The 25,820-nt window shown below is 59.2% G+C and carries 25 protein-coding genes; 10 read left to right on the forward strand and 15 right to left on the reverse strand.

Annotated elements, in window-relative coordinates:
- Window positions 1-92: 92 nt before the first annotated feature.
- Both FGA82_RS14745 and ptrR read right to left on the reverse strand, forming a co-directional pair.
- Complete coding sequence (locus FGA82_RS14745; protein ID WP_141127621.1) at window positions 93-755, reverse strand: M24 family metallopeptidase; 663 nt, start codon at window positions 753-755, stop codon at window positions 93-95.
- A gap of 83 nt (window positions 756-838) precedes the next feature.
- A complete protein-coding gene (ptrR, locus tag FGA82_RS14750; RefSeq protein WP_134174387.1) occupies window positions 839-1,717 on the reverse strand; it encodes a putrescine utilization regulator PtrR in 879 nt (292 codons plus the stop codon).
- A 103-nt stretch (window positions 1,718-1,820) separates the two neighbouring features.
- On the opposite strand from ptrR, the gene FGA82_RS14755 reads away from it, so the two are divergent.
- Window positions 1,821-3,212 carry an aldehyde dehydrogenase family protein gene (locus FGA82_RS14755; RefSeq protein WP_141127622.1) on the forward strand — a complete coding sequence of 464 codons (1,392 nt, stop codon included), beginning with the start codon at window positions 1,821-1,823 and terminating at the stop codon, window positions 3,210-3,212.
- A gap of 314 nt (window positions 3,213-3,526) precedes the next feature.
- Here FGA82_RS14755 and FGA82_RS14765 read toward each other — a convergent pair whose 3' ends face one another.
- Window positions 3,527-5,071, reverse strand: a complete 1,545-nt coding sequence (locus tag FGA82_RS14765) for an MFS transporter (protein ID WP_141127624.1) — start codon at window positions 5,069-5,071, stop codon at window positions 3,527-3,529.
- Between the two features lie 130 nt (window positions 5,072-5,201).
- Entirely contained in the window at window positions 5,202-6,032 is an 831-nt protein-coding gene (locus FGA82_RS14770) for an oxidoreductase (protein WP_141127625.1), read from the reverse strand.
- 130 nt (window positions 6,033-6,162) lie between these two features.
- Here FGA82_RS14770 and FGA82_RS14775 point away from each other — a divergent pair, with 130 nt between their 5' ends.
- Window positions 6,163-7,053 (forward strand): LysR family transcriptional regulator, encoded by an 891-nt coding sequence (locus FGA82_RS14775; RefSeq protein WP_141127626.1) that lies wholly within the window; start codon window positions 6,163-6,165, stop codon window positions 7,051-7,053.
- 3 nt (window positions 7,054-7,056) lie between these two features.
- On the opposite strand, the gene FGA82_RS14780 is transcribed toward FGA82_RS14775, so the two are convergent.
- Entirely contained in the window at window positions 7,057-8,226 is a 1,170-nt protein-coding gene (locus FGA82_RS14780; RefSeq protein ID WP_141127627.1) for a DUF1624 domain-containing protein, read from the reverse strand.
- Window positions 8,227-8,444: 218 nt separating this feature from the next.
- Between FGA82_RS14780 and FGA82_RS14785 the strand changes: the two genes are divergently transcribed.
- Window positions 8,445-9,041 (forward strand): paraquat-inducible protein A, encoded by a 597-nt coding sequence (locus FGA82_RS14785; RefSeq protein ID WP_141127628.1) that lies wholly within the window; start codon window positions 8,445-8,447, stop codon window positions 9,039-9,041.
- Window positions 9,038-9,724 carry a paraquat-inducible protein A gene (locus FGA82_RS14790; RefSeq protein WP_141127629.1) on the forward strand — a complete coding sequence of 229 codons (687 nt, stop codon included), beginning with the start codon at window positions 9,038-9,040 and terminating at the stop codon, window positions 9,722-9,724. The genes FGA82_RS14785 and FGA82_RS14790 overlap by 4 nt, the downstream gene beginning before the upstream one ends.
- On the opposite strand, the gene ydiJ is transcribed toward FGA82_RS14790, so the two are convergent.
- A complete protein-coding gene (gene ydiJ / locus FGA82_RS14795) occupies window positions 9,657-12,683 on the reverse strand; it encodes a D-2-hydroxyglutarate dehydrogenase YdiJ (RefSeq protein WP_141127630.1) in 3,027 nt (1,008 codons plus the stop codon). The two genes, FGA82_RS14790 and ydiJ, sit on opposite strands and share 68 nt — an antisense overlap.
- A gap of 157 nt (window positions 12,684-12,840) precedes the next feature.
- On the opposite strand from ydiJ, the gene FGA82_RS14800 reads away from it, so the two are divergent.
- A complete protein-coding gene (locus FGA82_RS14800) occupies window positions 12,841-13,725 on the forward strand; it encodes a LysR substrate-binding domain-containing protein (protein ID WP_141127631.1) in 885 nt (294 codons plus the stop codon).
- Window positions 13,726-13,828: 103 nt separating this feature from the next.
- On the opposite strand, the gene FGA82_RS14805 is transcribed toward FGA82_RS14800, so the two are convergent.
- Complete coding sequence (locus tag FGA82_RS14805) at window positions 13,829-15,103, reverse strand: glucarate dehydratase family protein (protein WP_141127632.1); 1,275 nt, start codon at window positions 15,101-15,103, stop codon at window positions 13,829-13,831.
- 30 nt (window positions 15,104-15,133) lie between these two features.
- A complete protein-coding gene (locus FGA82_RS14810) occupies window positions 15,134-16,501 on the reverse strand; it encodes an MFS transporter (RefSeq protein ID WP_141127633.1) in 1,368 nt (455 codons plus the stop codon).
- A gap of 117 nt (window positions 16,502-16,618) precedes the next feature.
- On the opposite strand from FGA82_RS14810, the gene FGA82_RS14815 reads away from it, so the two are divergent.
- Window positions 16,619-17,518 (forward strand): LysR substrate-binding domain-containing protein, encoded by a 900-nt coding sequence (locus FGA82_RS14815; protein ID WP_141127634.1) that lies wholly within the window; start codon window positions 16,619-16,621, stop codon window positions 17,516-17,518.
- Window positions 17,519-17,644: 126 nt separating this feature from the next.
- Here FGA82_RS14815 and FGA82_RS14820 read toward each other — a convergent pair whose 3' ends face one another.
- Both FGA82_RS14820 and FGA82_RS14825 read right to left on the reverse strand, forming a co-directional pair.
- Window positions 17,645-18,250, reverse strand: coding sequence for a DUF6338 family protein (locus FGA82_RS14820; RefSeq protein ID WP_141127635.1), 606 nt, complete (start codon window positions 18,248-18,250; stop codon window positions 17,645-17,647).
- Window positions 18,251-18,422: 172 nt separating this feature from the next.
- Complete coding sequence (locus FGA82_RS14825) at window positions 18,423-19,628, reverse strand: NAD(P)/FAD-dependent oxidoreductase (protein ID WP_141127636.1); 1,206 nt, start codon at window positions 19,626-19,628, stop codon at window positions 18,423-18,425.
- Between the two features lie 293 nt (window positions 19,629-19,921).
- Between FGA82_RS14825 and FGA82_RS14830 the strand changes: the two genes are divergently transcribed.
- The gene (locus FGA82_RS14830; RefSeq protein WP_141127637.1) at window positions 19,922-20,470 is read left to right on the forward strand and encodes an RrF2 family transcriptional regulator; all 549 of its coding nucleotides are present in this window, start codon (window positions 19,922-19,924) and stop codon (window positions 20,468-20,470) included.
- Window positions 20,471-20,546: 76 nt separating this feature from the next.
- On the opposite strand, the gene FGA82_RS14835 is transcribed toward FGA82_RS14830, so the two are convergent.
- Window positions 20,547-20,882 (reverse strand): hypothetical protein, encoded by a 336-nt coding sequence (locus FGA82_RS14835; protein ID WP_141127638.1) that lies wholly within the window; start codon window positions 20,880-20,882, stop codon window positions 20,547-20,549.
- Window positions 20,883-21,065: 183 nt separating this feature from the next.
- Here FGA82_RS14835 and FGA82_RS14840 point away from each other — a divergent pair, with 183 nt between their 5' ends.
- Entirely contained in the window at window positions 21,066-21,305 is a 240-nt protein-coding gene (locus FGA82_RS14840; RefSeq protein ID WP_065259780.1) for a hypothetical protein, read from the forward strand.
- Window positions 21,306-21,368: 63 nt separating this feature from the next.
- Here the strand turns inward: FGA82_RS14840 and FGA82_RS14845 are convergent, their stop codons facing one another.
- Window positions 21,369-21,566, reverse strand: a complete 198-nt coding sequence (locus FGA82_RS14845; RefSeq protein ID WP_034152400.1) for a hypothetical protein — start codon at window positions 21,564-21,566, stop codon at window positions 21,369-21,371.
- A 223-nt stretch (window positions 21,567-21,789) separates the two neighbouring features.
- Between FGA82_RS14845 and FGA82_RS14850 the strand changes: the two genes are divergently transcribed.
- On the forward strand, window positions 21,790-22,152 hold the full coding sequence (locus FGA82_RS14850) for an NUDIX hydrolase (protein WP_141127639.1): 363 nt from the start codon (window positions 21,790-21,792) through the stop codon (window positions 22,150-22,152).
- Between the two features lie 4 nt (window positions 22,153-22,156).
- Here the strand turns inward: FGA82_RS14850 and FGA82_RS14855 are convergent, their stop codons facing one another.
- The 3 genes from FGA82_RS14855 to FGA82_RS14865 form a co-directional block, all read right to left on the reverse strand.
- A complete protein-coding gene (locus FGA82_RS14855; protein WP_141127640.1) occupies window positions 22,157-22,399 on the reverse strand; it encodes a DUF1652 domain-containing protein in 243 nt (80 codons plus the stop codon).
- 111 nt (window positions 22,400-22,510) lie between these two features.
- Complete coding sequence (locus FGA82_RS14860) at window positions 22,511-23,410, reverse strand: polysaccharide deacetylase family protein (RefSeq protein WP_141127641.1); 900 nt, start codon at window positions 23,408-23,410, stop codon at window positions 22,511-22,513.
- Window positions 23,411-23,541: 131 nt separating this feature from the next.
- Window positions 23,542-24,489: an ABC transporter substrate-binding protein gene (locus tag FGA82_RS14865; protein WP_141127642.1), complete on the reverse strand. Its 948-nt coding sequence runs from the start codon at window positions 24,487-24,489 to the stop codon at window positions 23,542-23,544.
- A 293-nt stretch (window positions 24,490-24,782) separates the two neighbouring features.
- Here FGA82_RS14865 and FGA82_RS14870 point away from each other — a divergent pair, with 293 nt between their 5' ends.
- Window positions 24,783-25,763 (forward strand): aliphatic sulfonate ABC transporter substrate-binding protein, encoded by a 981-nt coding sequence (locus FGA82_RS14870; protein ID WP_141127643.1) that lies wholly within the window; start codon window positions 24,783-24,785, stop codon window positions 25,761-25,763.
- The last annotated feature ends 57 nt before the right edge of the window (window positions 25,764-25,820 follow it).

The raw sequence follows: 25,820 nt of genomic DNA on the forward strand, positions 1-25,820 counted from the left end.
CATCGAAGTTTGCGCTATATAAAAACAACTACAGCGCTGCGCTCTGTTGTCACGCTCCTACATAAAAGCACGCTCTGAAAAACCGGCACGAATCAAATCAGCAAATCTTCATAAAACGCGCCGAATGGCCGCGAGGGATGGGCGATCTGGATTTCCAGAATCCACACGCCGGCATTCGGTGCCTGTTCGAAATCACCCAGATCGCCGCCCCGGTGAATCGCATGAGGAAAATCGCTGACCCGATGGCCCTTGATGTTCAGGTTCAGCACCCAGCCCATCGCCTCGGCCTGATCACTGGCGTAGCGATAAAGCTCCACCCCGGAAACACCCTGGCGCCATAAGGCTTCAACTCTGTCGAACAGTTCTTTCGAGGCCGCCGCGCAAGCGATCATTTCCGGGTCGGATCCGGTGGTGAATGTCGCGCCCGCGTCACCTTCATGGCCCTGCCAGACCACACCCATGTCGATGAAGAAAATATCCTCTTCACCCAGCACCGGATCGCCATCGGAACGCTGTTTGAAGGTCTTCAGCGTGTTGGCGCCGAAGCGGATCAGCAGCGGGTGCCAGATGCGGTCCATGCCCAATTCGGCGAGAATTTCCTTGCCGCGAGCTGTTGCTTCGGATTCGAGCATGCCCGGCTTGATCACCTCGGCGATGGCGTCGACGGCTTTCCAGGTCAACTGTTGCGCGTGGCGCATGGTTTCCAGCACAAAACGTTCGCCGACCGCTTCTTTACCGCTCAGGGCTGTGGTCATTTCCTTGTTCCTCATGGCTGCGCTGTATAGTTTTTTATATTGCGAAACGCCGATAAAGATACAGCCATGACACAAAGTGTCAATTACTCTTCTGCACGCACCACGCCGCGCTCTTCGAGCAAGCGCACAAACATGCTCAGGCTGCGCGACACCGTGCCCCGGCGCCACACCAGCCAAGTGGTCAGGTAGCGAAAATCCGCCGCCAGCGGCCAGACACTGACGGTCGCGCTGCCGGGCATGCTCTGCAGCATTTTGCGCGGCATCAGCGCCAGGCCGGCACCCGCGCTGACGCAGGCAAGCATGCCGTGATAGGACTCCATTTCAAAGATCTTGCCCGGCACCGCCGCGTCGGTACTGAACCATTTTTCAAAATGGTGACGGTAGGAACAGTTGGAACGGAAGGCATAAATGTTCTCGCCATTTACATCTGCCGCGCGCTTGACGGGTGCGTGATTGATCGGGGCGATGATGACCATTTCTTCCTCGAATGCCGGCACGCCTTCCAGGGTCGGATGCAGCACCGGGCCATCGACAAATGCCGCCGCGAGTCGTCCGGACAGCACGCCGTCGATCATCGTGCCGGACGGCCCGGTGGACAGGTCGAGATCGACTTTCGGGTGCAGTTGGTTGTACGCCGCGAGCAATTCGGGGATGCGCACCGCTGCTGTACTTTCCAGTGAACCCAAAGGAAACGCGCCCTGCGGTTCTTCGCCCGCCACCGTCGCCCGGGCCTCCTGCACCAGATCGAGAATGCGCCGCGCGTACTCAAGAAAACTCCAACCCGCCGGCGACAGGCGCAGACGACTTTTCTCGCGAATGAACAGATCGACACCCAAATCCTGCTCAAGCTGCTTGATCCGCGTAGTCAGGTTCGACGGCACGCGGTGGATCTGCGCGGCGGCGGCGCTGATGCTGCCGTGTTCGGCAACGGCTTTGAAGATTTCCAGCTGCACCAGATCCACAGTCATTCTCCAATCGTGAAAGAAACGATCTTTATTATTCAGTTTCCAGAAAACAAACACCACCCTACTCTAGGCTCATCCGACGAACCTGCAGGACGACGCCATGAGCCAGATTTCCAGCCAGACCCACGCCATCTCTATCAATCCCGCCAACGGTGAGCAGATCGGCCACTACGCCTTTGAATCCGCTGCTGCCCTCGACGCCGCGCTGACTCGCGCCGCGTATGGCTTTGGCAAGTGGAAGCGCAAGCCGCTGCAGGATCGCTCGCGTTTATTGACCGCCCTCGCCGGTGCGCTGCGTGAAACCAGCGAAGCCATGGCCACGATGATCACCCAGGAAATGGGCAAGCCAATTGCCCAGGCCCGCGGCGAAATCGAAAAATGCGCCAAGCTCTGCGAGTGGTACGCCGAGAATGGCCCGGCCATGCTCGACGCTGAACCGACGCAAGTTGAAGGAGGCAAGGCGCGCATTGAGTACCGCCCGCTCGGCCCGATTCTCGCGGTCATGCCGTGGAACTTCCCGATCTGGCAAGTGCTGCGCGGTGCCGTGCCGGCGCTGATCGCTGGCAACACTTACGTGCTCAAGCATGCGCCGAACGTTATGGGCAGCGCCTATCTGCTGCGCGACGCGTTCACTCGCGCCGGTTTCGCTGATGGCGTGTTTGAAGTGATCAACGTCACTCCGGAAGGCGTTTCCACCGCGATTGCCGACCCGCGCATCGCCGCTGTAACGCTGACCGGCAGCGTGCGTGCCGGTATGGCGATCGGTGCTCAGGCCGGTGCCGCGTTGAAGAAATGCGTGTTGGAACTGGGCGGTTCCGATCCATTCATCGTGCTCAACGATGCTGATATCGACGAAGCCGTGCAGGCAGCAGTCATCGGTCGCTATCAGAACTCGGGTCAAGTCTGCGCAGCGGCCAAGCGTTTGATCATCGAAGAAGGCGTGGTTGAAGAATTCACCCGCAAATTCGTCGAAGCCACGCGTAAGTTGAAGGTCGGGGATCCGTTGTCCGCCGAGACCTACATCGGTCCGATGGCGCGTTTCGACCTGCGCGATGAACTCGACCAGCAAGTACGCGACACCCTGGAAGAAGGCGCCACCCTGCTGCTCGGTGGTGGCAAGTCCGAAGGACCGGGCAACTACTATGAGCCAACCGTGCTGGCCGATGTCACTGACCGCATGACCTCGTTCAAACAGGAACTGTTCGGCCCGGTCGCCTCAATCATAACCGCCCGCGATTGCGCGCATGCTGTGGCTTTGGCCAACGACAGCGAATTCGGCCTGACCGCGACCATTTACACCGCCAACGTGGCACTGGCCCAGCAGTTGACCAGCGAACTGGACACTGGCGGCGTGTTCATCAATGGCTACTCCGCCAGCGATCCGCGCGTGACCTTTGGCGGCGTGAAGAAGAGTGGTTTCGGTCGCGAACTGTCGCACTTCGGCGTGCGCGAGTTCTGCAACGCGCAGACCGTTTGGCTGGATCGCAAATAACCCAGACACCTGGAAAACCTGTGGGAGCTGGCCAGCTCTCACAATACTCGGCAGTGCTGTCACTTTCTTTGCTCACACAAAACCCTGTAGGAGTGAGCCTGCTCGCGATGAGGCCGGCCCAGTCACCATCTCCATTGTCTGAACCACCGACATCGCGAGCAGGCTCACTCCTACATTGATCGGTGTAATCCCCATCATTCCTGCCCGACACAAAAACCTGTGGGAGCTGGCTTGCCAGCGATGGCGATGCATCAGCCGATATTTATGCCGACTGATACTCCGCTTTCGCGAGCAGGCTCGCTCCCACATTGGGTTTATGCGGCAGCCTGTTGCGGCTCTGCGACACTGCGGTCCTTGCTCAACAACCCCAGCACTACCGCCGCCGACACCAGCGTGATCACCGTCAGGATGTGCAGCAGATACTGAAACGCCGCAGCATATCCTTGCACCAGACGTTCATTGGCCAGTCCGGGAACCGTGTTGATCGCATGGGCCATATCACCCGAGGTCACCCGGTGCGCGGTCTCGGCAATCAGTGACGCCTCAGCGCTGCCCGCCACTGCGTGCACGGCACTCGACAGATCAGCGTGGAGCAATGACGCCAGCACTGCCGCGACAACCGCCAGGGCAATCCCCTCACCCGCCACGCGCACGGTGCTGAAGATGCCCGCTGCCATACCGGCGCGCTCTTTCGGCACGACGCTGACCGACAAACCATCCATCAACCCCCACGGCAAACCGGCGCCTACACCGATCAACAGCATCGGCACCACCAGCGAGAATTTCGCTTCACCGACGTTGTACAGGCTCAGCCAATGCAGGCCCACGGCGGCAATCAGGAACCCGGCACCAGACAAAATGCCGGCAGAAACAAAACGCGCCAGCGAGCCCGCCAGCATCGGCACCACCAGCATCGGTGCGGACAACGCCAGTAACAGCAGACCGGCGTCGATCTCGCTCAAGCCCTCAACGCCGATGAAGCGCAGTGGCAACATCACCACCAGTACGATGTAGCAGAAACAGGTGCCGATCGGCAGCATCTGCACGCCAATGAAGCGCGGATAACGGAACAGGGTGAGATCGAGCATCGGCCGTTCGACACGCATTTCGACGATCACAAAAGCGGTCAACAACACGGCCGAAGCGCCCAGCAAACCGAGCACCAGCGGACTGTCCCAACCACTGTCCGGCGCCTGGATAAGGCCAAACGTGAACAGCGCCAACATTGCGCTGAACAGCAGCGTACCCGGCCAGTCCAGCCCTTTGGCATCGGGGTCGCGGGTTTCGCGCATGCGCGGCAGACCGAAGACCATCGCGATCACGCCGATCAACGCGGTAAAGACAAAAATCGCCCGCCAGTTGAAGGCCTCGATCAACGCCCCGGCCACCAAGGGTCCGAATGCCAGACCTATGCCGAACGTCGTACCAAGCACGCTGTACGCGCGGGTCCGGGCATGGCCTTCGAACTCCTGCGCCAATGCCGCCGAACCGCTGGCCAGCGCCGCTGCCCCCGCCACACCTTGAACGGCACGCAACACGTCCAGCCAGAACACCGAAGGCGCCAGACTCTGCGCGATCGAGGCGGCAGTGAACAGCAGCATGCCGAAGGTGAACAGGCGTTTGCGTCCATACACATCAGCCAATGCGCCGGCGGCCATCAGCAGACTGCCGAACGACAACATGAACGCATTGGTGATCCAGGTCAGCGCCACCGGGCTGCCGCCCAGATCGCGACCAATGGCCGGCGTCGCCACTGCGCCGCCGGTAAAACTGAGCGGCAGAACCAGTGCCGAGAGGCACACGGCCGCGAGTATGAGCAACTTGTCGCGCGCTCCGTGCGGCTGAGTCATAGCGTTCATCATTCCATCCTTTGAGAATCAAAAAGCTGCATCACGCAGCGAATAAGGCGCGAAATACACAGAAAAATCCACCGAAGTTTGCGCACGAAAGAGCTGAGAGCGAGCAGCCTCGCTCTCACAGCTCTGGCGTTCAGTTGGCGAAGTCGGTGGACAGTGCCAGCTCATTCCACTCGGCGAGTTCTTGCGCCACCAGCCGATTCTTCGCCTCGATCCGCGCCACAGTGTCACTGCCCAGCGCCAAGCGCTGCGGCGGGTTCGGCGCATTGACCAGCGCCAGTATTGCCTCGGCAAACTTCAGCGGATCACCCGGTTGCGCATGGTTGGCCGTCTCGGCCAACGCACGCATCTTGCCGACGGTTTCGGCGTAGTCCGGCAGCACCAACGCGGTTTTGATCAGCGACTGCTCATCAAGGAAATCGGTGCGAAAGAAACCCGGCTCGACCACCGTGGCTTGAATGCCCAGCGGCGCCAGTTCCTGATGCAACGCTTCGGTGATGCCTTCGACGGCAAATTTGGTCGAGCCGTAAACGCCCCAGCCCATGTAAGCCTGATAGCCGCCGATCGACGAGATGTTGATCACTCGCCCACTGCGTTGCGCCCGCATATGCGGCAACACCGCGCGGGTAACGTTGAGCAGGCCGAACACGTTGGTCGCGAACAGGCGCTCGGTCTCGCCGGCGCTGGTTTCTTCGACGGCGCCGAGCACACCAAAACCGGCGTTGTTGATCAGCACATCGATGCGGCCAAAACGTTTGATCCCTGCGGCGACGGCTTGATTTGCCTGATCTTCGCGGGTGACGTCGAGGCGCACCGCCAGCAGGTTCGCCTGATCGCCGAGGCGGTCAGTGATGTCTTGCGGGTTGCGCGCGGTAGCGATCACCGCGTCACCGGCACGCAGGGCCTGCTCGGCGATGAGAATGCCAAAACCACGGGAAGCACCAGTAATGAACCAGGTACGCATAACAACTCCTCCTGTCTGCGACCCTGGCGGTGGTGCCGGGTCTTCTTGATGAGTTGATGCGACTTTAAAGCCGTGTTACTGATGCGATAATCCCAACAATTTTGCATGACTTTGTGAAAGGTATTCACAGATGAAATCACCGTCGGCGGCGGATCTCAGCGTTTTCCTGTGCACCGCGCAGTACCTGAACTTCAGTAAAGCCGCCATCGAACTCGGCCTCACGCCGTCCGCCCTGAGCCATTCGGTGAAGGCGCTGGAAAACCGCCTCGGCGTGCGCCTGTTCAATCGCACCACCCGCAGCGTGGCGTTGACCGAGGCTGGCGAGCGCCTGTACGCGCGATTGAAACCGGCCTTTCGGGACATCGACGATGCACTTGAAGACCTCAACCATTTCCGCGACAAACCTTCGGGCAATCTGCGCATCACCTGCGGGCGGCAAGCCTGCGAACTGGTGTTGCTGCCGATTGCCAGTGAGTTTTTGCAGGTGTATCCGGATATTCGACTGGAAGTGGTCGAGAGCGATGCGCTGCTGGATATCGTCGCCAACGGCTTCGATGCAGGCGTGCGCTTCGGTGATCGCCTGGAGGCCGATATGGTGTCGCTGCCGATTGGCCCGACAATGCGCTCGGTGGTGGTCGGTTCACCGGCATTTTTCGAACGCCATGCGGCACCGCAAAAACCCGAGGACCTGCATGGACTGCCGTGCATCCGCCACCGTTTTCCCAGCGGCTCGATGTACCGCTGGGAACTTGAACGCGGCGCCATCGCCCAGGAAATCGAAGTCAACGGCCCGCTGACCCTCGGCGATGTCAGCCTGATGGTCGGGCCCGCCCTGCAAGGGCTGGGCCTGGCCTATGTGTTCGAAGACATGGTCAGCGAACACCTCGCCAGCGGGCGTCTGGTGCAAGTGTTGGCTGACTGGTGCCCGTACTATCCGGGTCTGCACCTGTACTACCCGAGCCGCCGTCATGTGCCGGCAGCGCTGAAAGCGTTTATCGACTTCGTGCGCAACCGGCACTAGCGCTTACAGGTACTTCAACCAGGCAATGTCGCGGCGGCGGGCCTTCAATGTCGAGAACCAGCGCACGGCCGGGAACAGCGCAATCGACAGAAGCGCTGCCGCCAACCAGATGGCCGCAACTGACGAGAAGCCGAAATAGCTGCCCTGATTCAACCCAAACAGCGCCACGCCAATCAGGTACAAAACCTTCAACGCGTACAGATGCAGCAGATAGAAAAACATCGGCGCCGAACCGAACACGGTCAGCCAGCGAATCCAGCGACGATTCTGCAAGCGTTCGAATGCCAATAGCAGTAACAACCCAGCGCTCACGGTCAGCGCGATAAACAGCAACGACGGTGGGTACTTGGTGATGTTGAAAAAGCTCATCAGGGTTTGCACCGACGTGTCGCCCACGGCCCACGGTTTCTCGCCATAGCCGTTGATCAGCCGCAGCCCGACAAAGCCAAGCAGTCCTGCACTCCCCGCGATCAGCAGTTGCCACTGACGCAAACCCGCTTCAACGCCGCGAGCAAACCACGGCCCCAGCGCATAACCGAGACCGATCACACCGATCCACGGCAGCAACGGATAGGAGGTGCGCAGGCGCAGAGTGTCGCTGACGTCGATCCAGCCGCGATCATGCAAAATCGCCCACGGCACATGCAGCGCCGACTCCACCGGAAAATGCACAGTGTCGAGCAGGTTGTGTCCGGCGATGATCGTCAGGCTCAACGTCAGCAACAGCCAGCGCGGCAGCCAGACCAGCAGCGACAAGGTGATCATGCTCAAGCCGATCGCCCAGATCACTTGCAGATAAATCACACTCGGTGGCAACTGGAACGTCCATGCGAAGTTCACCAACGTGAATTCCAGCACCACCAGAAACAGACCGCGCTTGAACAGAAACGCACTGACATCGGCCTTGCTCGCGTACTTTTCACCGAACAACCACGCCGACAACCCGGTCAGCAACACAAACACCGGCGCGCACAGATGCGCCAGGGTGCGACTGAAAAACAGCGTCGGTTCAGTGCTGGCAATGTCCATCGGGTCGCTGACCTGGCGGTGCAGCAAGAAGGTTTCGCGCACGTGGTCCAACAGCATGAACAGAATCACCAGGCCTCTGAGGGCGTCTATGGACAGCAGCCGGCCAGTGGTCAATGGGGCAGAACGAGGGAGCACAATCGTCATGAGCGTTTCGCAATCGAAGGGATAACAGCGGGCGCCCAAAAGGAGCACCCCTAAAAATTAGCGTTACCTTATAACAATAAACGGCAAAAACCCAAGCTCAATCGATAGTGATTCTCAAAAAAACGTCGGTTGATCTGGACGCACAAGTTGCCCAATAGCCTCAGGCTTCTATAGTGATCAAGTCCCCTGCCCTTGCGGCTTGCTGTCGAGCGTTGTCCATGGTCAACACCGAACACCTGATCATTTGCGAGCACTGCGACTGCGTGTACGAAAAAGTCGTGCTGGCCAAACATCAGAAAACTACCTGCGTGCGTTGCGGCGGCGTCCTCCAGCGTTTCAACGGTTTGACCGTCGAACAGCGCCTGGCCCTGACCTTCACCGCTGCGATGCTGTGGCTGTTTGCCAATTTTTATCCGGTGATGAGCATCAGCCTCAAAGGCCTGAAAAACAGCGCGACACTGTGGGATTCGGTGCTGGCGCTGAGTCAGGGGCCGATCACCTTCATGGCAATGGTGGCGGCAATTTCGATCATCATCGCCCCGGCGTTTCAACTGGTGCTGCTGGTCTGGGTGCTGAGCTTCGCGTTGTCATCGCGACGTGCTCCGGGCTTCAAGCTGTGCATGCGCTGGCTGGAAACCCTGCGGCCGTGGAGCATGCTTGAGGTGTGCCTGCTGGGGGCAATGGTCGCGGTGTTCAAACTGGCGGGATTGCTCGACGTGTTACCCGGCATCGGCCTGTTCGCACTGGCCGTGCTCAGCTTGATGATGATCAGGATTGCCGGCCGCGATATCCGCGACCTCTGGGACATTCTATGAAACGGCCCCCGACTGCCAGCGAACTCAATCTGTGCCTGTGCCACAGCTGTGGCCTGGCCTGCGACATGACCGACGAGCCGCATGAATGCCCGCGTTGCGACGCGCCGTTGCACCGGCGCAAGACCAACTCGCTGGCGCGCACCTGGGCCTACATGCTTGCGGCGCTGGCGTTTTACGTGCCAGCCAATCTGCTGCCGGTGATGAACACCACCATGCTCGGCAGCGGTGCCGACAGCACGATCATGAGCGGCGTGCTGGAGTTCTGGGAGCACGGCGCGTGGGACATTGCGCTGATCATTTTCATCGCCAGTATCGCCGTGCCAGGAGTCAAGTTCGTCGCCCTGACGCTACTGCTGATGACCGTGCAACGCGACAGCGCCTGGGCGCGCAAGGAGCGCTCGAAGCTCTACCGCTTCGTCGAGCTGATCGGCTATTGGTCGATGCTCGACGTGCTGGTGGTGGCGCTGGTCGCGGCACTGGTGAAATTTCAGGCGCTGGGCGATATCGAGCCACGACCGGGCATTCTGTTTTTCGGCCTGGTCGTGGTGTTCACCATGCTCGCGGCAATGAGTTTCGATCCGCGCCTGATCTGGGACAAGGACACGGGCGGCGAGCTCAGCGACGCTGAACCTCAAGCAGCACCTGCAACGGATGACGCAGTGCCTGATCCGACTGGCGCTTGACCTGACTGCGGCAGGAATAACCGGTCGCCAGTGCTTCGCCCTCCTCCGCCGGCGCGTCTACCTGACGGGCCCACGACTGCTCGTAGATCACCGCTGAAGTTTCACGATTGCGCGCCTCGTGGCCATACGTGCCGGACATGCCGCAGCAACCGGTGGCTTGCGTGGCCAGCTTCAATCCTGCACGTTCGAACACCTGTTCCCACTGGCGAGTGGCGGCCGGGGCGTTGGTTTTCTCGGTGCAATGGGCAAGCAAGCGGAACGACGCAGTTTTGTCCTGAGGCAACTGCTCCGGCATGACCTTAAGCAACCACTCCTGCACCAACGCCACTTCCGGGCACTCCTGCATACCGGGGACTTTCAGGTACTCCTGGCGATACACCAGCGTCATCGCCGGATCGAGGCCAAGCAACGGCACACCCACATCGGCCAATTCACGCAACTGCCGAGCATTGCGCAGCGCCGCGCGGTTGAACGCCGAGAGGAAGCCCTGCACGTGAAGTGGTTTGCCGTTGGCGCTGAACGGTGCCAGATAGACCTGATAACCCAGACGCGAAATCAACTCGACCAGATCCGCCAACAATGGCGCTTCGAAGTAGCGGGTGAAGGCGTCCTGCACGATGACCACGCTGCGCTCGCGTTGCGCTGGGGTCAGCGCCGCCAAGGTCGAAGCCGTTGCCGGCTGTACCTGCCAACGGCGCATCGCCGCATGGAAATCAAAACGACTGAGCAACGGCACGTCGATCATGCCGCCGACCCGTTCCAGCAGGCTGCGAACGAATGAAGCGCCCATCAAACCGTTGTACAGCGCCGGAATCCGCGCCATGTGCGGGATGCTGTACTCCAGCGAGGCGATCAGATAATCCCGCGCCGGACGCAGATAACGGCTGTGATACAGCTCAAGAAAGCGCGAACGAAACTCCGGCACATTGACCTTCACCGGGCACTGCCCTGCACAGGATTTGCACGCCAGGCAACCGGCCATGGCGTCATAAACTTCGTGCGAGAAATCCTCGGACTGCGCACAGCTGTTGCGCCAGCGCTGCCACAAGTTGCTGAAAAACGCCGGCTTGCGAATGGCATCGGACAACACGTCGACACCCGCCTCGCCCTGCAAACGCAACCACTCACGAATCAACGACGCGCGGCCCTTGGGCGACTGAGCGCGCTCACGGGTGGCTTTCCACGACGGGCACATGGCGTCATCAGGGTCGAAGTTGTAGCAGGCGCCGTTGCCGTTGCAATGCATGGCCGCGCCGTAGCTCTGCCAGACTTTTTCGTCGATCTGCCGATCCAGTTCTCCACGCAATGTGACTTCGTCGATCTTCAGCAGCGCCGTGCCAGTGTTGGCCGGGGTGGCGATCTTGCCCGGGTTGAACTGGTTGAACGGGTCGAACGCGGCTTTCAAGGCTTGCAGGGCCGGATACAACTCGCCGAAGAATGCCGGGGCATATTCCGAGCGCAAGCCTTTGCCATGCTCGCCCCACAGCAGGCCGCCGTAAAGTTGGGTCAGCGCCGCGACACCGTCGGACACCGGACGTACCAGCGCCGCTTGCTGCGGGTCTTTCATGTCAAGAATCGGCCGCACGTGCAGCACGCCTGCATCGACGTGACCGAACATGCCGTACTGCAAACCGTGGCTGTCGAGCAGGTCGCGCAACTCGGCGATGTACTCGGCCAGGTGTTGCGGCGGCACGGCGGTGTCTTCGACAAACGGCTGCGGCCGCGCTTCACCGGCAACGTTGCCAAGCAGACCCACTGCACGTTTGCGCATGCCGTAGACCTTGTTCACCGCCGCATGACCGACCGCCAGCGTGTGGCCCAAACGCTCGACCGTGCGGTCGCTGCTCAAGTGGTCGACGAACGCTTCAACCCGGCGCTGCAAATCCTCCGGATCGTCGCCGCAGAACTCCACCAGATTGATCCCCAGGGTCGGGCGCTCGGCGCTTTCCGGGAAATACTCGGCGACGCCGTGCCAGACGATGTCCTGCATCGCCAGCAGCAAGACTTTCGAGTCGACGGTTTCGATCGACAGCGGCTTGAGCGCCATCAAGGCCCGCGCATCACGCAAGGCGTCCATGAACCCGGCGTAGCGGATGTTCACCAACATCGTGTGCTTGGGGATCGGCAACACGTTCAGCCGCGCCTCGACGACAAACCCCAGCGAGCCTTCCGCGCCGCACAGCACGCTGTTGAGGTTGAAGCGGTTGTCCGCCTCACGCAGGTGTGCGAGGTCATAACCGGTCAGGCAACGGTTGAGATCGGGGAAACGCTGTTTGATCAGATCACCCTGCTCATCAATGATCTGCCGCGCGCAGCGATAGACTTCGCCGACGCGATCGTCGCGGGCGCACAACGCTTCAAGCTCAGTTTCCTCAAGGGGCAAACCGTGCAGGCGCTCGCCGCCGCGCAAGACCATGTCGAGTTCGAGCACATGGTCGCGGGTCTTGCCGTAGGTGCAACTGCCCTGACCACTGGCATCCGTGTTGATCATGCCGCCGACGGTGGCGCGGTTGGAGGTCGACAGTTCCGGGGCGAAAAACAGCCCGGCGGATTTCAGTGCGGCGTTGAGCTGATCCTTGACCACCCCGGCCTGCACGCGCACCCAGCGTTCCTCTACGTTGATTTCAAGGATGCGGTTCATGTGCCGCGACAGATCGACGACGATGCCGTCAGTCAGCGATTGGCCATTGGTGCCGGTGCCGCCACCGCGCGGGGTGATCACCACTTGCTGATACGCCGGCTCGGCGATCAACCGCGCCACCCGCGCCACGTCATCGGCATCCAGCGGAAACACCGCCGCTTGCGGCAGGCGCTGATAGATCGAGTTGTCGGTTGCCAGCACCACGCGGCTGGCGTAATCGGCGCTGATTTCACCGCGAAAACCGCTGGCTTTCAGGGCTTTGAGGAACTGCTGGTAATCGCCGGTCAGGGCTTTGGCGGGGGACAGCTGGGCAATCATCGGTCAGGTTATCTCGGTCAAATCGGGCCGCGTGGCGGTGAACAGTTGTACGCAACGAATGATTGCGTCAGGCTCCGCCATCTCATGGTGCCCATGTTCATTGCTGGTGAACGTCGGGACAACCGTAAATTCGACCCGCTATTGATGATTTTTACGAATGAATCCGCGCACGCTCACCCCTTCCATGTCGTTATTGCTGGCCTTTGAGGCCGCCGCGCGCCATGAAAGCTACACCCGCGCCGCCCATGAACTGTCGCTGACGCAGAGTGCGGTCAGCCGTCAGGTGCAAATTCTCGAGAAGATGCTCGGCATGCGCTTGTTCAGCCGCGAAGGCCGGCAAGTGGTACTGACCGATGTCGGGCGCATGTATCAGCGCGAACTCGCCGAAGCGCTTGGGCAGATTCGCAGTGCGACGCTGCAGGCCATGGCGTTCGGCTCGGGCATTCACAGCTTGCGCCTGGCGACGCTGCCGACCTTCGGCTCGAAATGGCTACTGCCGCGCCTCAAGGATTTCTACACCGCGCACCCGGGCATGACCGTGCATTTGCATTCGCGTATCGCAGCGATCGACTTCGATACCAGCGAAATCGATGCAGCGATCTGTGTCGGTGGCGGTGACTGGCCGGGGCTGACCGCCCTGCCCCTGCACACCGAGGAACTGGTGGTAATCGCCAGTGCGCAGCTGTCCGCTGCAGAACGCGATAACGCCGAACAGCAAATAGCCGGGCAACTGCTGCTCAATGTCAGCAGCAATGCGCAGGCGTGGGCGGAATGGTTCAGCCATCACGGCTTGCCACACCGCAGCATGCGCATCGGGCCGAGCTTTGAAATGACCTCGCACTTGATTCAAGCGGTGCGGGCGAATATCGGTGTGGGGTTGGTGCCGCGAATTCTGGTCGAGGATGAGTTGTTGAATGGTGAACTGCTGCAACTGGGCGAGCCGATTACCAGTCGACGCAGCTATTACCTGGTGTATCCGCCGCGCAATGAGAATTTGCCGTCGCTGAAAGCGTTTCGGGATTGGTTGATGCATACACTCTGAGGAATTGAGTCGCCCCCTTCGCGAGCAAGCTCGCTCCCACACGTTGGAATGCATTCCCCCTGTGGGAGCGAGCTTGCTCGCGAAGAGGCCAGCGAGAACGACATCAAAACCTCGGTTTGAGCGTCTTCCAGTCCGGCTTATAACGCTGCATCTGCCGCACATCATCACGCTGGCGAATCCCGCACGTCAGATACTGATCATGCAGCTTGCCCAACTGATCCTGGTCCAGCTCCAGCCCAAGCCCCGGTGCGCGGGTGATCTTCACGCAGCCATCGACAATCGGCAGCTTGCCGCCCTTGATCACCTCTTCATCCGGCTCCTGCCACGGGTAATGGGTGTCGCAGGCGTAATCCAGATTCGGTACCGCCGCCGCGACATGGGCCATCGCCATCAGGCTGATGCCCAGGTGTGAGTTGGAATGCATCGACACGCCAACGCCGAACACATCGCACATCTTCGCCAGCGTCTGCGTGTCACGCAGGCCACCCCAGTAATGATGATCGGCAAGGACAATCTGCACACTGTTCTGCGCCACGCTGCGGCGGAACTCGTCGAAATCGGTCACCACCATATTGGTCGCCAGCGGCAGACCGGTGCGCTTGTGCAGCTCGGCCATACCGTCGAGGCCCGGGGTCGGGTCTTCGTAATATTGCAGATCATCGCCGAGCAATTCGGCCATGCGAATTGAAGTTTCCAGTGACCAGTTACCATTCGGATCAATGCGTAACGGGTAACCGGGGAAGGCTTTTTTCAGCGCCTTGATGCACGCCACTTCATGCTCCGGCGGCAATGTGCCAGCCTTGAGTTTGATGCTTTTGAAACCGTACGCCTCGATCATCCGCGCGGCTTGCGCAACGATTTGCTGCTCGCTGAGTGCTTCGCCCCAATTGTCCGGTTTGTACGGCGAATCGACATGCTGCGCATACTTGAAGAACAGGTAGGCGCTGAACGGCACTTCATCACGAATCGCACCGCCGAGCAGATCCACCAGCGGCACATTCAGGTAATGCGCCTGCAAATCGAGGAAGGCCACTTCGAACGCCGAATAAGCATTGCTCACCGCTTTACTGGCGTGGGAACCGGGTGCCAGTTCGGCGCCGGCAAGACTGGCCGGTTTGTTCGCGGCAACGGTGGCCTGCACGATGGCGCGCAACTGGTTGAGGTTGAACGGATCGAGGCCGATCAGCTGTGACTGCAACTGCTGCTGGATTGCCAGCGCCGGGGCATCGCCATAGCTTTCGCCGAGGCCGATGTAGCCGTTGTCGCTTTCGATCTCGATGATCGAGCGCAGGGCGAAGGGTTCGTGGATGCCGCTGGCGTTGAGCAGCGGCGGATCGCGGAAGGCGATCGGAGTAACAGTTACGCGGGTGATTTTCAAGATAACGCTCCTGACAGATCAACAATCAATTCAATGGCTCGCGGCTGGGCTGACCGTCGCGACAACGGCGGTGACCTCATGCGGCTTTGCGAGGTTTTTGCCTTTCGCGCCAGGCGCCGTGCGGGCAAAGAAGATCACCACCGCAGCGACCAGCGATGTCGCCGCCAGGCCATAAAGACCACCCTCGATGGAGCCGGTGGTTTCTTCAAGGAAGCCAAACGCGGTCGGCGCGACGAAGCCGCCGAGGTTGCCGATGGAGTTGATCAGGGCGATCACCGCAGCGGCGATACGCGCATCCAGATAGCTCTGCGGAATCGGCCAGAACAACGCCGACGCAGCCTTGAAGCCGATGGCGGCGAAACAGATGGCAACGAAGGCGAAGATCGGACCGCCAGTGGTCGACATGAACATGCCGATCGCCGCGATCACCAGCGTCAGCGCCACCCAGGCTTGCTGAAATTTCCACTTGCCGGCCATTGCCGCGAAGCCGTACATGGCGACAATCGAGATGATCCACGGAATCGAATTGAGCAGGCCAACCTGGAAGTCACCGAGATTGCCCATCTTTTTGATCATGCTCGGCAGCCAGAACGTCGCGCCGTAAATGGTCAGGGCAATGGAGAAATAGATGAAGCAGAACAACGCAATCTGCCGGTCCGCCAACAGTTTGAACATCGACGGTTTGGCCACCTGCGACGCCTCACGAGCGCGCTGCTCTTCGGCAATCGCCGCCACCAACGCTTCGCGCTCTTCTTCGCTCAGCCACTTGGCCTGACGCGGATGCGATTGCAGCCAGAACCAGACAAACGCGCAAAGCACCACCGAGGCTGCGCCCTCGATCAAGAACATCCATTGCCAGCCATGCAGGCCCAAGCCGCTGATGTGCAGCAGCGCGCCGGAGACCGGGCCGGAGATCACCGAGGCAATCGCCGAGCCGCTGAGAAACACCGCCATGGTCTTGCCGCGCTCGGAGGCCGGTAGCCATTGGGTGAAGTAATAAATGATCCCTGGAAAGAACCCCGCCTCCGCGGCACCGAGAATAAAGCGCAACACGTAGAAACTGGTTTCCCCTCTGACGAAGGCCATGGCCATGGCCGCTGCGCCCCAAGTGAACATGATCCGCGTCAGCCAGACCCTCGCGCCGTAACGCTGCAGGAGCATGTTGGAAGGCACTTCGAACAGCGCGTAGCCCACAAAGAACAACCCGGCGCCCAGGCCATAAGCCGCAGCGCCGATACCCAGATCGGTTTCCATGTGACTGCGCACAAAACCGATGTTGACCCGATCGATGTAGTTGACGATGAACATCACCACGAACAGCGGCAGCACGTGGCGCTTGACCTTGGCGGCGGCACGGGCGAGAACCGTGACATCCAGTGGACTCTGGAGGGTTTTCAAGGGCGACTCCCGATCTTGTTTTTTTAGGAATGGCGTGAAGCGTTGAGCCGATCATGGACGGGGTCATTGATCCCGTCTAATCTAACTTGGCATTCGATTGATACCCGGATTAGATCAATGTTCGAACTGACCCAACTGCGCTGCTTCACCACCGTCGCCACCGAACTCAACTTTCGCCGCGCTGCTGAGCGACTGAACATGACCCAGCCGCCGCTGAGTCGGCAGATTCAATTGCTCGAACATCACCTCGGCGTCGAGCTGTTCACCCGCAGCACTCGCAGCGTCGCGTTAACAGCCGCCGGCCGGGCCTTTTTCATCGAAGCACAGAACCTGCTGGAACGTGCACAGCAAGCGGCCGTCACCGCCCGGCGGTTTGCCGAAGGCGATATCGGGTCGGTGAACATCAGTTTTGTCGGCAGCGCGGTGTATGAGTTTCTGCCCAAGGTGATCGCCGAGGCGCGACTGAAGCAGCCGCAGGTGAAAATCGATCTGTCGGAAATGAACACATACCAGCAACACGAAGCCCTGCGCGCGCGGCGCATCGATCTGGGCATCGCCCGTGCGCCGTTACTGGAGCCGGGGTATGCCACCGAATGTCTTGTGCGCGAGCCGTTTGTACTGGCGGTGCCGAGCGGACATCCATTGGCGACGGCGGCTGAAGTGGCGGTCAGTGATCTGGATAAACAACCGTTTCTGATGTATTCCCACGCCGCGTATCCGCCGTTCAATGAACTGCTGACCGGCATGCTGCGCTCGGCTAGGGTCGCGCCGGATTATGTGCAGTGGCTGGGGTCATCGTTGACGATTCTGGCTCTGGTCAACGCCGGCATGGGCTTGGCACTGGTGCCGCGTTGCGCTACCAGTGTGGTGTTCAAAAATGTGGTATTTCGCGAGATCGATCTGGGCGAAGGGGTGCAGAGCGAGCTGCATCTGATCTGGCGGGAAAACAATGACAACCCGGCGTTCGCGATGTTGCTGGAAGCGATTCGCCGGGCGGTGGCTGAGGGTTGGGGCTAAGGAAATACTAGCTCTTCAGCGGTGGTGGAGCGCTCGGTGCTCTGGGCTGAGCATTTGCCACTGGCTTGCCATCTTTCGTGTAACGACGCGCCACCCATTCTGGCATTGGTTGCGGTGCTCTGGCTGTCATAACGAAACCTCCGATTTCGGGCCGAATTCGACCCACTTGACCTTCCCGGAATCTATCAGCAAAAACTCAGCGCCAAAAGGCACTTCTGCCCCTTCCGCATCCAGCCAACAGGGATTCTGCATCACGAACTGGCCACTGCTGGACTCCGGTGGCCACTCCACGGGCCAGCCAAACACGCGCCTTTCGTCGTTCAAATGCAGTGTGACCAGACGATGGTGCTGGGCAAAAATGCTGAACCAGTCGCTGGGATAGGAAGTTTGTTTCGTGACATTTCGACTACGTAACCAAGCGTGCAACTTGTCATTCGTAGCCAGGTAACAGGAAAGCAACCCGAGCGTCACCGACACAACGAATGCCCATATCGTTTCGGCCTTCGCATTCCAGGGTCCTACAGAAAAACCTTTCGAACCCACCCACAAACACAGAGAGCCAATTCCCCAAACTGCTCCCTGAATCACAAACGTAAAAATCAGCGCCTGCACAATCTGTCCGAACGTATCGGGTCGCTTGAACGCCGTCAGCGAATAAAAAATCCACGCTGACAAAAATCCGGGAATCAAGTACTGCAACAGCGGAATAACTTCTTTGACCAGATCATCCATGATCCGTGGCTCCTTGAAGGTCATGCCGGTCTGACTATCAACCAGCTCCCGAAAGCCTAGTGCACACAACTGCAAACCCTCATGCGCAACTGTCACCGCTCATTTCACGGGAACAGTTCTTTTTGCTGACAAAAAAATCCCGCTCAGCGAGCGGGATCATTGGTCAGGCAAGTTATGCAACCACAGGAATCGTCGGATCCGCAGCGGCCAACGCACTCACGCGATCAGCCGCAGGCGGATAGATCCACTGAGTGTTGATCTGGGTCTTCAGGGTTTTGCCTTCCTGCTTGACCAGTTTCACCTGACGATCCCAGCCTTCGGTGTACACCGCGCCCCAGGCACCGAGATCCAGGCACGTCACGTATTTTGGCTGGCTGTACGGCGTCGGGTCGACACCGAGAATCTGCGCAGCGACGTTGTTGCCGGCGTGTCGACCCAGCGAAATCGCGTGCTGGCAGGTCATCAACGCGTAGTTACCGATGTCGTCGGTGGCGGCGTAGGCGACATCGCCGGTGGCGAAGATGTCGTCCTGACCGATGACTTTCAGGTGGGCATCGACGTGCAGGCGCCCTTGCTTGTCGCGCTCGGCGGGGATCTGCTCGGTCAGCGAACTGGCGCGTACACCGGTGGTCCAGACCACGGTTTTCGCCTCAATGTGCTGACCGTCCGAAAGCGTTACGCCATTGGCATCGACTGACTGCACCGACACGCCCAGACGCCATTCGACGCCCAACTCTTCGCTGGCTTCGAGGATGGATTGGCTGATTTCTTCACCCATCGACGCGCCGATCTTCTGCCCGCGATCAACGATGATCACGTTGATGTCGGCATGCTCGCCAAGAATCTCACGCAGACGGCCGGGCATTTCGGTTGCCGTTTCAATCCCGGTGAAACCACCGCCCGCCACCACAACGGTATTGCGCGCCCTGGTTTCGGGAAGGTCTTTCAAGGATTTCAGATGTGCCTCCAGACGAATCGCTGCTTCGATCTGATCGACGTCGAATGCGTATTGCGCGACACCCGGCGTGGCGGATTGCGCCAGACCACTACCGCTGGCCAAAACGAGTTTGTCGTAATGGAACACTTGCTTGGCGCCGGACGCATCAGTGTAGCCGACGGTTTTTTTCGCCACGTCGATGGTTTCCGCTGCCCCTTTGATGAAGTGAACGCCGACTGATTCGAACAGTTCATGCAACGGAGCGGCCAGTTGATGAGCATTCGGCTCATAGAAGCGTGGACGTACGCGCAACTCGGCTTGCGGCGCGAGAACGCTGATTTCGACGTCGTCGCGACCCTGCAGGTCAACCAGACGCGTAGCACTTAATGCCGACCACATGCCGCCAAAACCTGCGCCGATAATCAGAATCTGCTGCTTCATTGTGTCTCTCCAGAAAACGCCAAACGAGTAAAAGAGTTGAAATCGAATTCGTCGTGAGCCAACCCTCGCCAGCCCAATACCGCCGACTTTATTGGTCGGATATAAAACCAACAAGTCAGATTATCCGATAGATTCAATCGGACTTATCGATAGTTATTACGCTGAATCGATTTAAGAAAATCTGTACAAAACGAGTCAATCAGCCTGTTTTGTGGTCTATCAGCCCTCTGAGATCGATTGCCGACTTCTCTTCAGACTGTTAGCATTTACGACAAATCAAGTCGGACTTACCTATGTCTCTTTACAGCGCAGGCGTCGAATACGGCATCCATTGCCTGGCGTTTCTGGTTACCAACAGCGGCGATACGCGCGAAGCCAGCGTACGGGACCTCGCCGAACTGCAAGGCGTACCGGTGGAATACCTGGCGAAAATCTTCACCAAACTGGCCAAGGGCAAACTGGTGGTGGCCTCTGAAGGCGTGCGCGGCGGATTCAGCCTGGCGCGGCCGGCCGATGAAATCACCCTGCTCGACATCGTCAAAGCCATCGACGGGCGCAAGAATATTTTCGAATGCCGCGACATTCGTGGGCGTTGCGCCCTGTTTGAAGGCAATGTGCCGGAGTGGGCCATCGACGGTACGTGCTCGATTCACGCAGCCATGATGACCGCGCAGCAGCGCATGGAAGAGGCGCTGGCCCAGCAGACGATTCTCGATATCGCCAGAAAGGTCGGACGCAAGGCGCCGAAGGAGTTCGGCCAGCAAGTCGAAGACTGGATTCAAGATCGACGGGAGAAAAAAGGCAACGTCGGCAGCATCCCGCTAATCGACATTTCCGACTGACGTTTCAGCCTGAAAGCAGTCAAAAAAAGCAGAAACCGTCGAGCCGGTTTCTGCTTTTGTGCATCCAGAAATATCGTTACAGGCAGTCACGCACCGATTGGCGCAACGACCCGGACTTCGCCCACGGCGGCCCCTGATACAACGAAACCCGACTGCCATCCTTGTACTTGACGATATCGAGAATCTCATCGGCAGTGATGATGCTCGGCGCGGTGATGCGATAGCCGTTGGAAATCGAGGTCTGCGAGGTTTTCGCAACATCCCGCTGCCACAACGGTAATACACACGCGGCATAGTCCTTGGGCGTTTTGACGCTGGTCTTGCTGACATTCGGCTCACCCGGCACCAACGACGTCGGCAACGAGCAACCCGTCAACAGGGCCAGCGCCAGACTCCCGATCCATATCCGCATAATGTTTTCCTGATCTGAAAAAATAAATGTAGCGCGTAACCGGGTGCACATCCATCGTGGCACCGCGCCCTCGGCGCAATCTGCACAACTTTTCACAACCGCCCGGCTTACTGACGAACAGGCTTTGCCCGCCGACGAAAAATGCGACTACTCTTTTCTACCGAGAATGTTCTGGAGGTGATCATGCGGCTCAATGAATACGAACACGAACTTCAACGCGACCTGCAAAGCGTTGCATCGGACTTGAGATGGTCGGCGGTCGACCTGAAGCGTATCGCGGAACAACTGCGCAAATCCGGCAACGAGGCGGACGCGCAAACCGTGCTGAGATCCTGCGAGGTGCTGCAAAGCGACGAAGAGCGGCTGCAACTGTATGCCAGGGAAGTGAAAGCCCGCGCCATCAGCCGAACCAAGGTCCACTAAGACCACCCTCCCCCAAAACAAAAGCCCCGACACATGCCGGGGCTCTTTCGATATAGCCGCTTGTCAGTGGGTTTTGTGACTTTGCGCGCGCGTCGAGCGTTTTTTGTAGCCAGGCAGTGCGGCGGCGTAGGCCAGCGCTTCCTCCCGGCTGCCAAACGACGCCAGTCGATCGCCTTGGGTGCAAACCCGCCATGGGCCATTGTTCACGCTAAGCACGTCATAGCCGTTCATGTGCATCTTGTTCAACATCGGCATGCTCATGGACACCTCCATTTTTGCTAACGGTCAGATCCAGCTTCACGCTTTTACCTTACACCTTGATCCGCCCGAAATGCCGACCGGGCGTCGCGAGCTGCAACGGTCAGGGATCTGGCACTTTTCGCTGTAATCATCGCTCAAAATTCCAATGACCCCTTGCCGCAGGCTTCGGCTCAAATATTGCAGTTTTATTTCTTTTTTGTGACAGGCAGTAAACAGGTAACAGATGAAAGTACGTGCAACCGTAATATGCGAGCAGGATCGCCATATTCTCCTGGTGCGCAAACCGCGCTGTCGCTGGACATTGCCCGGTGGCAAGGTCGAGCCCGGAGAAACCCACGCGCAGGCCGCCGTACGCGAATTGCAGGAAGAAACCGGCCTGAACGCCGACGACGTGTTGTATTTGATGGAACTGCAGAGCGGCAGCACGCGGCACCATGTCTATGAAGCGTCAGTGCAGGATCTTGAACAAGTGCGGCCGCAGAACGAGATCATCGATTGCATCTGGCATCCGCTGGACGCAGTGCGCAATCTGAACACCAGCGAAGCGACGTTACGCATCGTTCAAGCATTTCAACGACGTTTATAAGGCGTTAGCCGGCGAACGCTCGGCGGCCGGCGCTCATTTCGGTGCGTAATTCACCAATGAAGTTGGAAATGTCACGAATCGTGACGAGGTGTTCCGGGGAGACACCATTCAACAGCAACTCGACTCGCCCGCTGTCCGGCTCATACACCTTGATTTGCAATAGCCCTTGCGTGCTCGGAATGCAATCGCACTTGAACGCAGGAAAGCCGGATTCGACAATCCGGCAAATATCGATAATGGCAAGCATGGCTGAACGCCTCGCAGGCGGTGGGTCGGTCGACTCGTAGAGCATAGATGAGCAATTTGTGTCTCGCTCGACACAAAAATGCCAACCGGATCACAACTTTCAAGCACGCCGTCAATGCGCGTCGTGATCCCAGATCCAGTTCCACATCCCCGGCAAATTCACCGACTCCGAACTGTTCTCCACGGTACGCGCCAGCGCGGCTTTCTCAAGTTCAGCGTGATCATCATAGAAAGGCTTGTCCGCCAGCTTCACGCCCGTGGCAGCGGCGCTATCCAGCAGAATCTGCAGGTATTCGCGGGTGTGCCGCGCGGTATAGCGGTTGAGATCATGAAACGTCACCACGACCGGGATGACCCCGTCCACGGCGGGCAATTCGCCACGGGCGATACGTTCACGGACTTCAGATAACTGTCGCAGCATGTTGGCCCGACGTCGCGGGCTGGCATTGAAGCCCCAGATCTTGCCGTCATTGGCGCTTAAATCGGTTAGCAGCACATGCAAGCCATGCTGCTGATAGGCGGCGAAGGTGCGCTTGTCGTAATTCCAGAATGGCGGGCGCAGCAGCGTCGGCGGCGCCCCGGTGATGGCAGCGATATCAGCCGTGCCGTTGGTCAACGACTCTTCGAGTTCTTGCGGGTCGAGCAAGCGATGATTGGTGTGCCAATGGGTCGCTGTGTGAAACGCGAGGATGTGCCCCTCCTCATACTCACGTCGCATGATGCCGCGACCGATCTCACTGTTGCCCGCTCGCGGTGCACGCGTCTGCACGAAGAACACCGCTTTGATATTCGGCATCAACGGATTGTCCTTGAGACCGTCGAGCACCGTGGCCGACGGATTCCAGAAACTCGAAGCGCTGGGGCCGTCGTCGAACGTCAGCAGAAAACGCACTGGCGCCTGGGTCTTCAGGCGCGTTTCGGTTTGCGCAGTCATTTCTATCGGGGCGGCGATGCAACCGGCCAGCCCGAGAGCAATCAGCGCGGCACAAATAAGTTTGAATCCGGATGTCATGTTTTGCCTTGAGCACGGCGGCTGCCGTCATGTGGTCGATTGGCAAAACTCCCTCGCCCCTATCCATCCCTGCGCTCGGATATTCGAGCCGAGGTTGGATAAGGTACACAGGGTTTGGTTCCGGCGCTCGCTCAGTGAGCCAATGCCTGTTGAAAAGACGTGTCGATAATTCCAGCGGTGGCCAACGGAGCTGGCAGCGCTTTCACTTTGAACAGGAAATCGGCAGTGCTTTGCAGATCCGTCGCCGCTTGCGTGTCCACCGGCCCGACCGTCATGTGCGCTTGACGCAACCAGTGGCGCGACACCTGCTGATCGAGATTGGCTTTCTTCGCCCACAGATCGGCGTATTCGTCCGTGTGGCTGTCGACCCAGGCCCGAGCCTGTTTCAAACGACCGAGAAAATCCGCAATCGCTGCACGCTTGCTGTCGATGGACGGTGTCGATGCCGCGATTGCGCTGAGCCCCGGCATCAGGTTTTTTGCAGTCAGGATCGGCCGCGCGCCGGAGAACACGATCTGCTGGGAAATGTACGGTTCCCACACCGGGAAGGCATCAATACTGCCCTGCGGAAGCGCTGCAGCGGCATCGATCGGCATCAACTTGACGAAGTCGACGTAGTTTTCCGGCAGACCGCCCTGCTCCAGGGCGCGCAAGGTCAACTGCTGACTCCAGGCTCCGGGCCAATAAGCGACCTTCTTGCCCTTCAAGTCGGCGATGGTTTTCACCGGAGAATCCTTGGGCACCAACAATGCGATGGTGTCCGGATTCTGCCGCGATACGCCAATCAGTTTCACCGGCGCCTGCTTGGCGGCCAGAAACAGAAAACCGGAATCGCCCAAAAAGCCCAGATCCAGCGATCCGGTTTGCAAGGCTTCCGCCAAGGGTGCTGCGGCCTGGAAGTGTTTCCAGTCGACGGTATAAGGCGCGTCTTTCAACACGCCGGAGGCCTCCACCGATGCACGGATGTTGTAGTAGTTCTGATCGCCGACATGCAGGACCAATGGCTCGGCTGCGTAGGAAAGCGGCGAGGTGAATAATGCAGTGATTAACGCACGGCGGAGGAAACGAGAAAGCTTCATGGCGAGTCCTGCAAAGGTAATTACATAGACCATAACGCTCTTGATTCACCATTTTGAAATTCGATAAGTGCATAAGCTCATCACGGTTAATACTTGCTGTTTGCTGGGCAACAGTGGCGAACCACACTGTTGTCTACGCAACAGCTGAATACTCGGATCCGCCCTTAAAACCCTTATAAACCGGCGCTTTCAAGCACATGGCACAGAGCCTGCAATATTCCATTCATGCAGGAAGCATTCGATAAAAATATCTTTTTGGACATAAGAAACCTGTGCCTTTGCCGGAGCGTCCCATGATATCGTTCTTTCCTCGACTCAAAACCTTGCTGGCTGCCAGCGCAGTGGCACTGAGCCTGCAACCACTCGCCCACGCGGCTGAAACCGCGCCGGCGGAAGTGCATCTCGACTACGCCTATTACTCGCCAGTCAGTCTGGTGCTCAAGCACTTCGGCTTCCTCGAAAAAGCCTTGCCACAGACCAAGGTCAGCTGGGTACTGAGCCAGGGCAGCAACCGCTCGCTGGAATACCTCAACAGCGGCGGCGTGGATTTCGCTTCCAGCGCCAGCCTCGCCGCCGTGCTAAGCCGCGCCAACGGCAGCCCGATCAAATCGGTCTACGTCTACAGCCGCGCCGAATGGACAGCGCTGGTGGTGCGCAAGGATTCTCCTTACCAGACCATCGCCGACCTCAAGGGCAAAAAGATCGCCGCCACCAAGGGCACCGACCCGTACCTGTTCACCCTGCGCAGCCTGCAACAGGCCGGACTGAAAAAAGACGATGTGGAACTGGTTCACCTGCAACATCCGGACGGCCGCACGGCGCTGGAAAAAGGTGATGTCGACGCTTGGGCCGGACTCGATCCGCACATGGCCGCCAGTCAGGTTCAGGCCGGTTCGCGCCTGCTCTATCGCAACCCGGCGTTCAACAGTTATGGCGTGGTCAGCGTCACCGAGCAATACGCCAAAGAACATCCGCAAACCATCGACACCGTCATCAAAGCCTACGAACAGGCCCGCGACTGGGCGCTGAAAAATCCCGATGAGTTCGCCGCCCTTCTCGCCAAGGAGTCCGGCCTGCCGCTGGACGTGGCCAGGCTGCAACTGTCGCGCACCGACCTGAGCAGCCCGCAACTGACCCGGCAGGACATCAGCGCCTCCAAGGCAGCGGCGCCGATTCTGGTCTCCGAAGAACTGGTGCGCCGTGGGGTAAATGTCGACCAAGTCATCGATCAATTGCTCGACAGCGGTGTGCAGCAAGCCGTCGCCCACCAGTAACCGATCAGCCTCACGACAAATCCGCGCCCGTCGCGGATTTGTCGTGAGCGGAGCCAA

Source organism: Pseudomonas fluorescens (genome assembly GCF_005938625.1).
Classification (GTDB): domain Bacteria; phylum Pseudomonadota; class Gammaproteobacteria; order Pseudomonadales; family Pseudomonadaceae; genus Aquipseudomonas; species Aquipseudomonas fluorescens_BD.

Coding starts and splice junctions, on each gene's coding strand:
- FGA82_RS14745 (WP_141127621.1), bottom strand. CDS start 755: ATGACCACAGCCCTGAGCGGTAAAGAAGCGGTCGGCGAACGTTTTGTG.
- FGA82_RS14755 (WP_141127622.1), top strand. CDS start 1,821: ATGAGCCAGATTTCCAGCCAGACCCACGCCATCTCTATCAATCCCGCC.
- FGA82_RS14765 (WP_141127624.1), bottom strand. CDS start 5,071: ATGAACGCTATGACTCAGCCGCACGGAGCGCGCGACAAGTTGCTCATA.
- FGA82_RS14770 (WP_141127625.1), bottom strand. CDS start 6,032: ATGCGTACCTGGTTCATTACTGGTGCTTCCCGTGGTTTTGGCATTCTC.
- FGA82_RS14775 (WP_141127626.1), top strand. CDS start 6,163: ATGAAATCACCGTCGGCGGCGGATCTCAGCGTTTTCCTGTGCACCGCG.
- FGA82_RS14780 (WP_141127627.1), bottom strand. CDS start 8,226: ATGACGATTGTGCTCCCTCGTTCTGCCCCATTGACCACTGGCCGGCTG.
- FGA82_RS14785 (WP_141127628.1), top strand. CDS start 8,445: ATGGTCAACACCGAACACCTGATCATTTGCGAGCACTGCGACTGCGTG.
- FGA82_RS14790 (WP_141127629.1), top strand. CDS start 9,038: ATGAAACGGCCCCCGACTGCCAGCGAACTCAATCTGTGCCTGTGCCAC.
- ydiJ (WP_141127630.1), bottom strand. CDS start 12,683: ATGATTGCCCAGCTGTCCCCCGCCAAAGCCCTGACCGGCGATTACCAG.
- FGA82_RS14800 (WP_141127631.1), top strand. CDS start 12,841: ATGAATCCGCGCACGCTCACCCCTTCCATGTCGTTATTGCTGGCCTTT.
- FGA82_RS14815 (WP_141127634.1), top strand. CDS start 16,619: ATGTTCGAACTGACCCAACTGCGCTGCTTCACCACCGTCGCCACCGAA.
- FGA82_RS14820 (WP_141127635.1), bottom strand. CDS start 18,250: ATGGATGATCTGGTCAAAGAAGTTATTCCGCTGTTGCAGTACTTGATT.
- FGA82_RS14825 (WP_141127636.1), bottom strand. CDS start 19,628: ATGAAGCAGCAGATTCTGATTATCGGCGCAGGTTTTGGCGGCATGTGG.
- FGA82_RS14830 (WP_141127637.1), top strand. CDS start 19,922: ATGTCTCTTTACAGCGCAGGCGTCGAATACGGCATCCATTGCCTGGCG.
- FGA82_RS14835 (WP_141127638.1), bottom strand. CDS start 20,882: ATGCGGATATGGATCGGGAGTCTGGCGCTGGCCCTGTTGACGGGTTGC.
- FGA82_RS14840 (WP_065259780.1), top strand. CDS start 21,066: ATGCGGCTCAATGAATACGAACACGAACTTCAACGCGACCTGCAAAGC.
- FGA82_RS14845 (WP_034152400.1), bottom strand. CDS start 21,566: ATGAGCATGCCGATGTTGAACAAGATGCACATGAACGGCTATGACGTG.
- FGA82_RS14850 (WP_141127639.1), top strand. CDS start 21,790: ATGAAAGTACGTGCAACCGTAATATGCGAGCAGGATCGCCATATTCTC.
- FGA82_RS14855 (WP_141127640.1), bottom strand. CDS start 22,399: ATGCTTGCCATTATCGATATTTGCCGGATTGTCGAATCCGGCTTTCCT.
- FGA82_RS14860 (WP_141127641.1), bottom strand. CDS start 23,410: ATGACATCCGGATTCAAACTTATTTGTGCCGCGCTGATTGCTCTCGGG.
- FGA82_RS14865 (WP_141127642.1), bottom strand. CDS start 24,489: ATGAAGCTTTCTCGTTTCCTCCGCCGTGCGTTAATCACTGCATTATTC.
- FGA82_RS14870 (WP_141127643.1), top strand. CDS start 24,783: ATGATATCGTTCTTTCCTCGACTCAAAACCTTGCTGGCTGCCAGCGCA.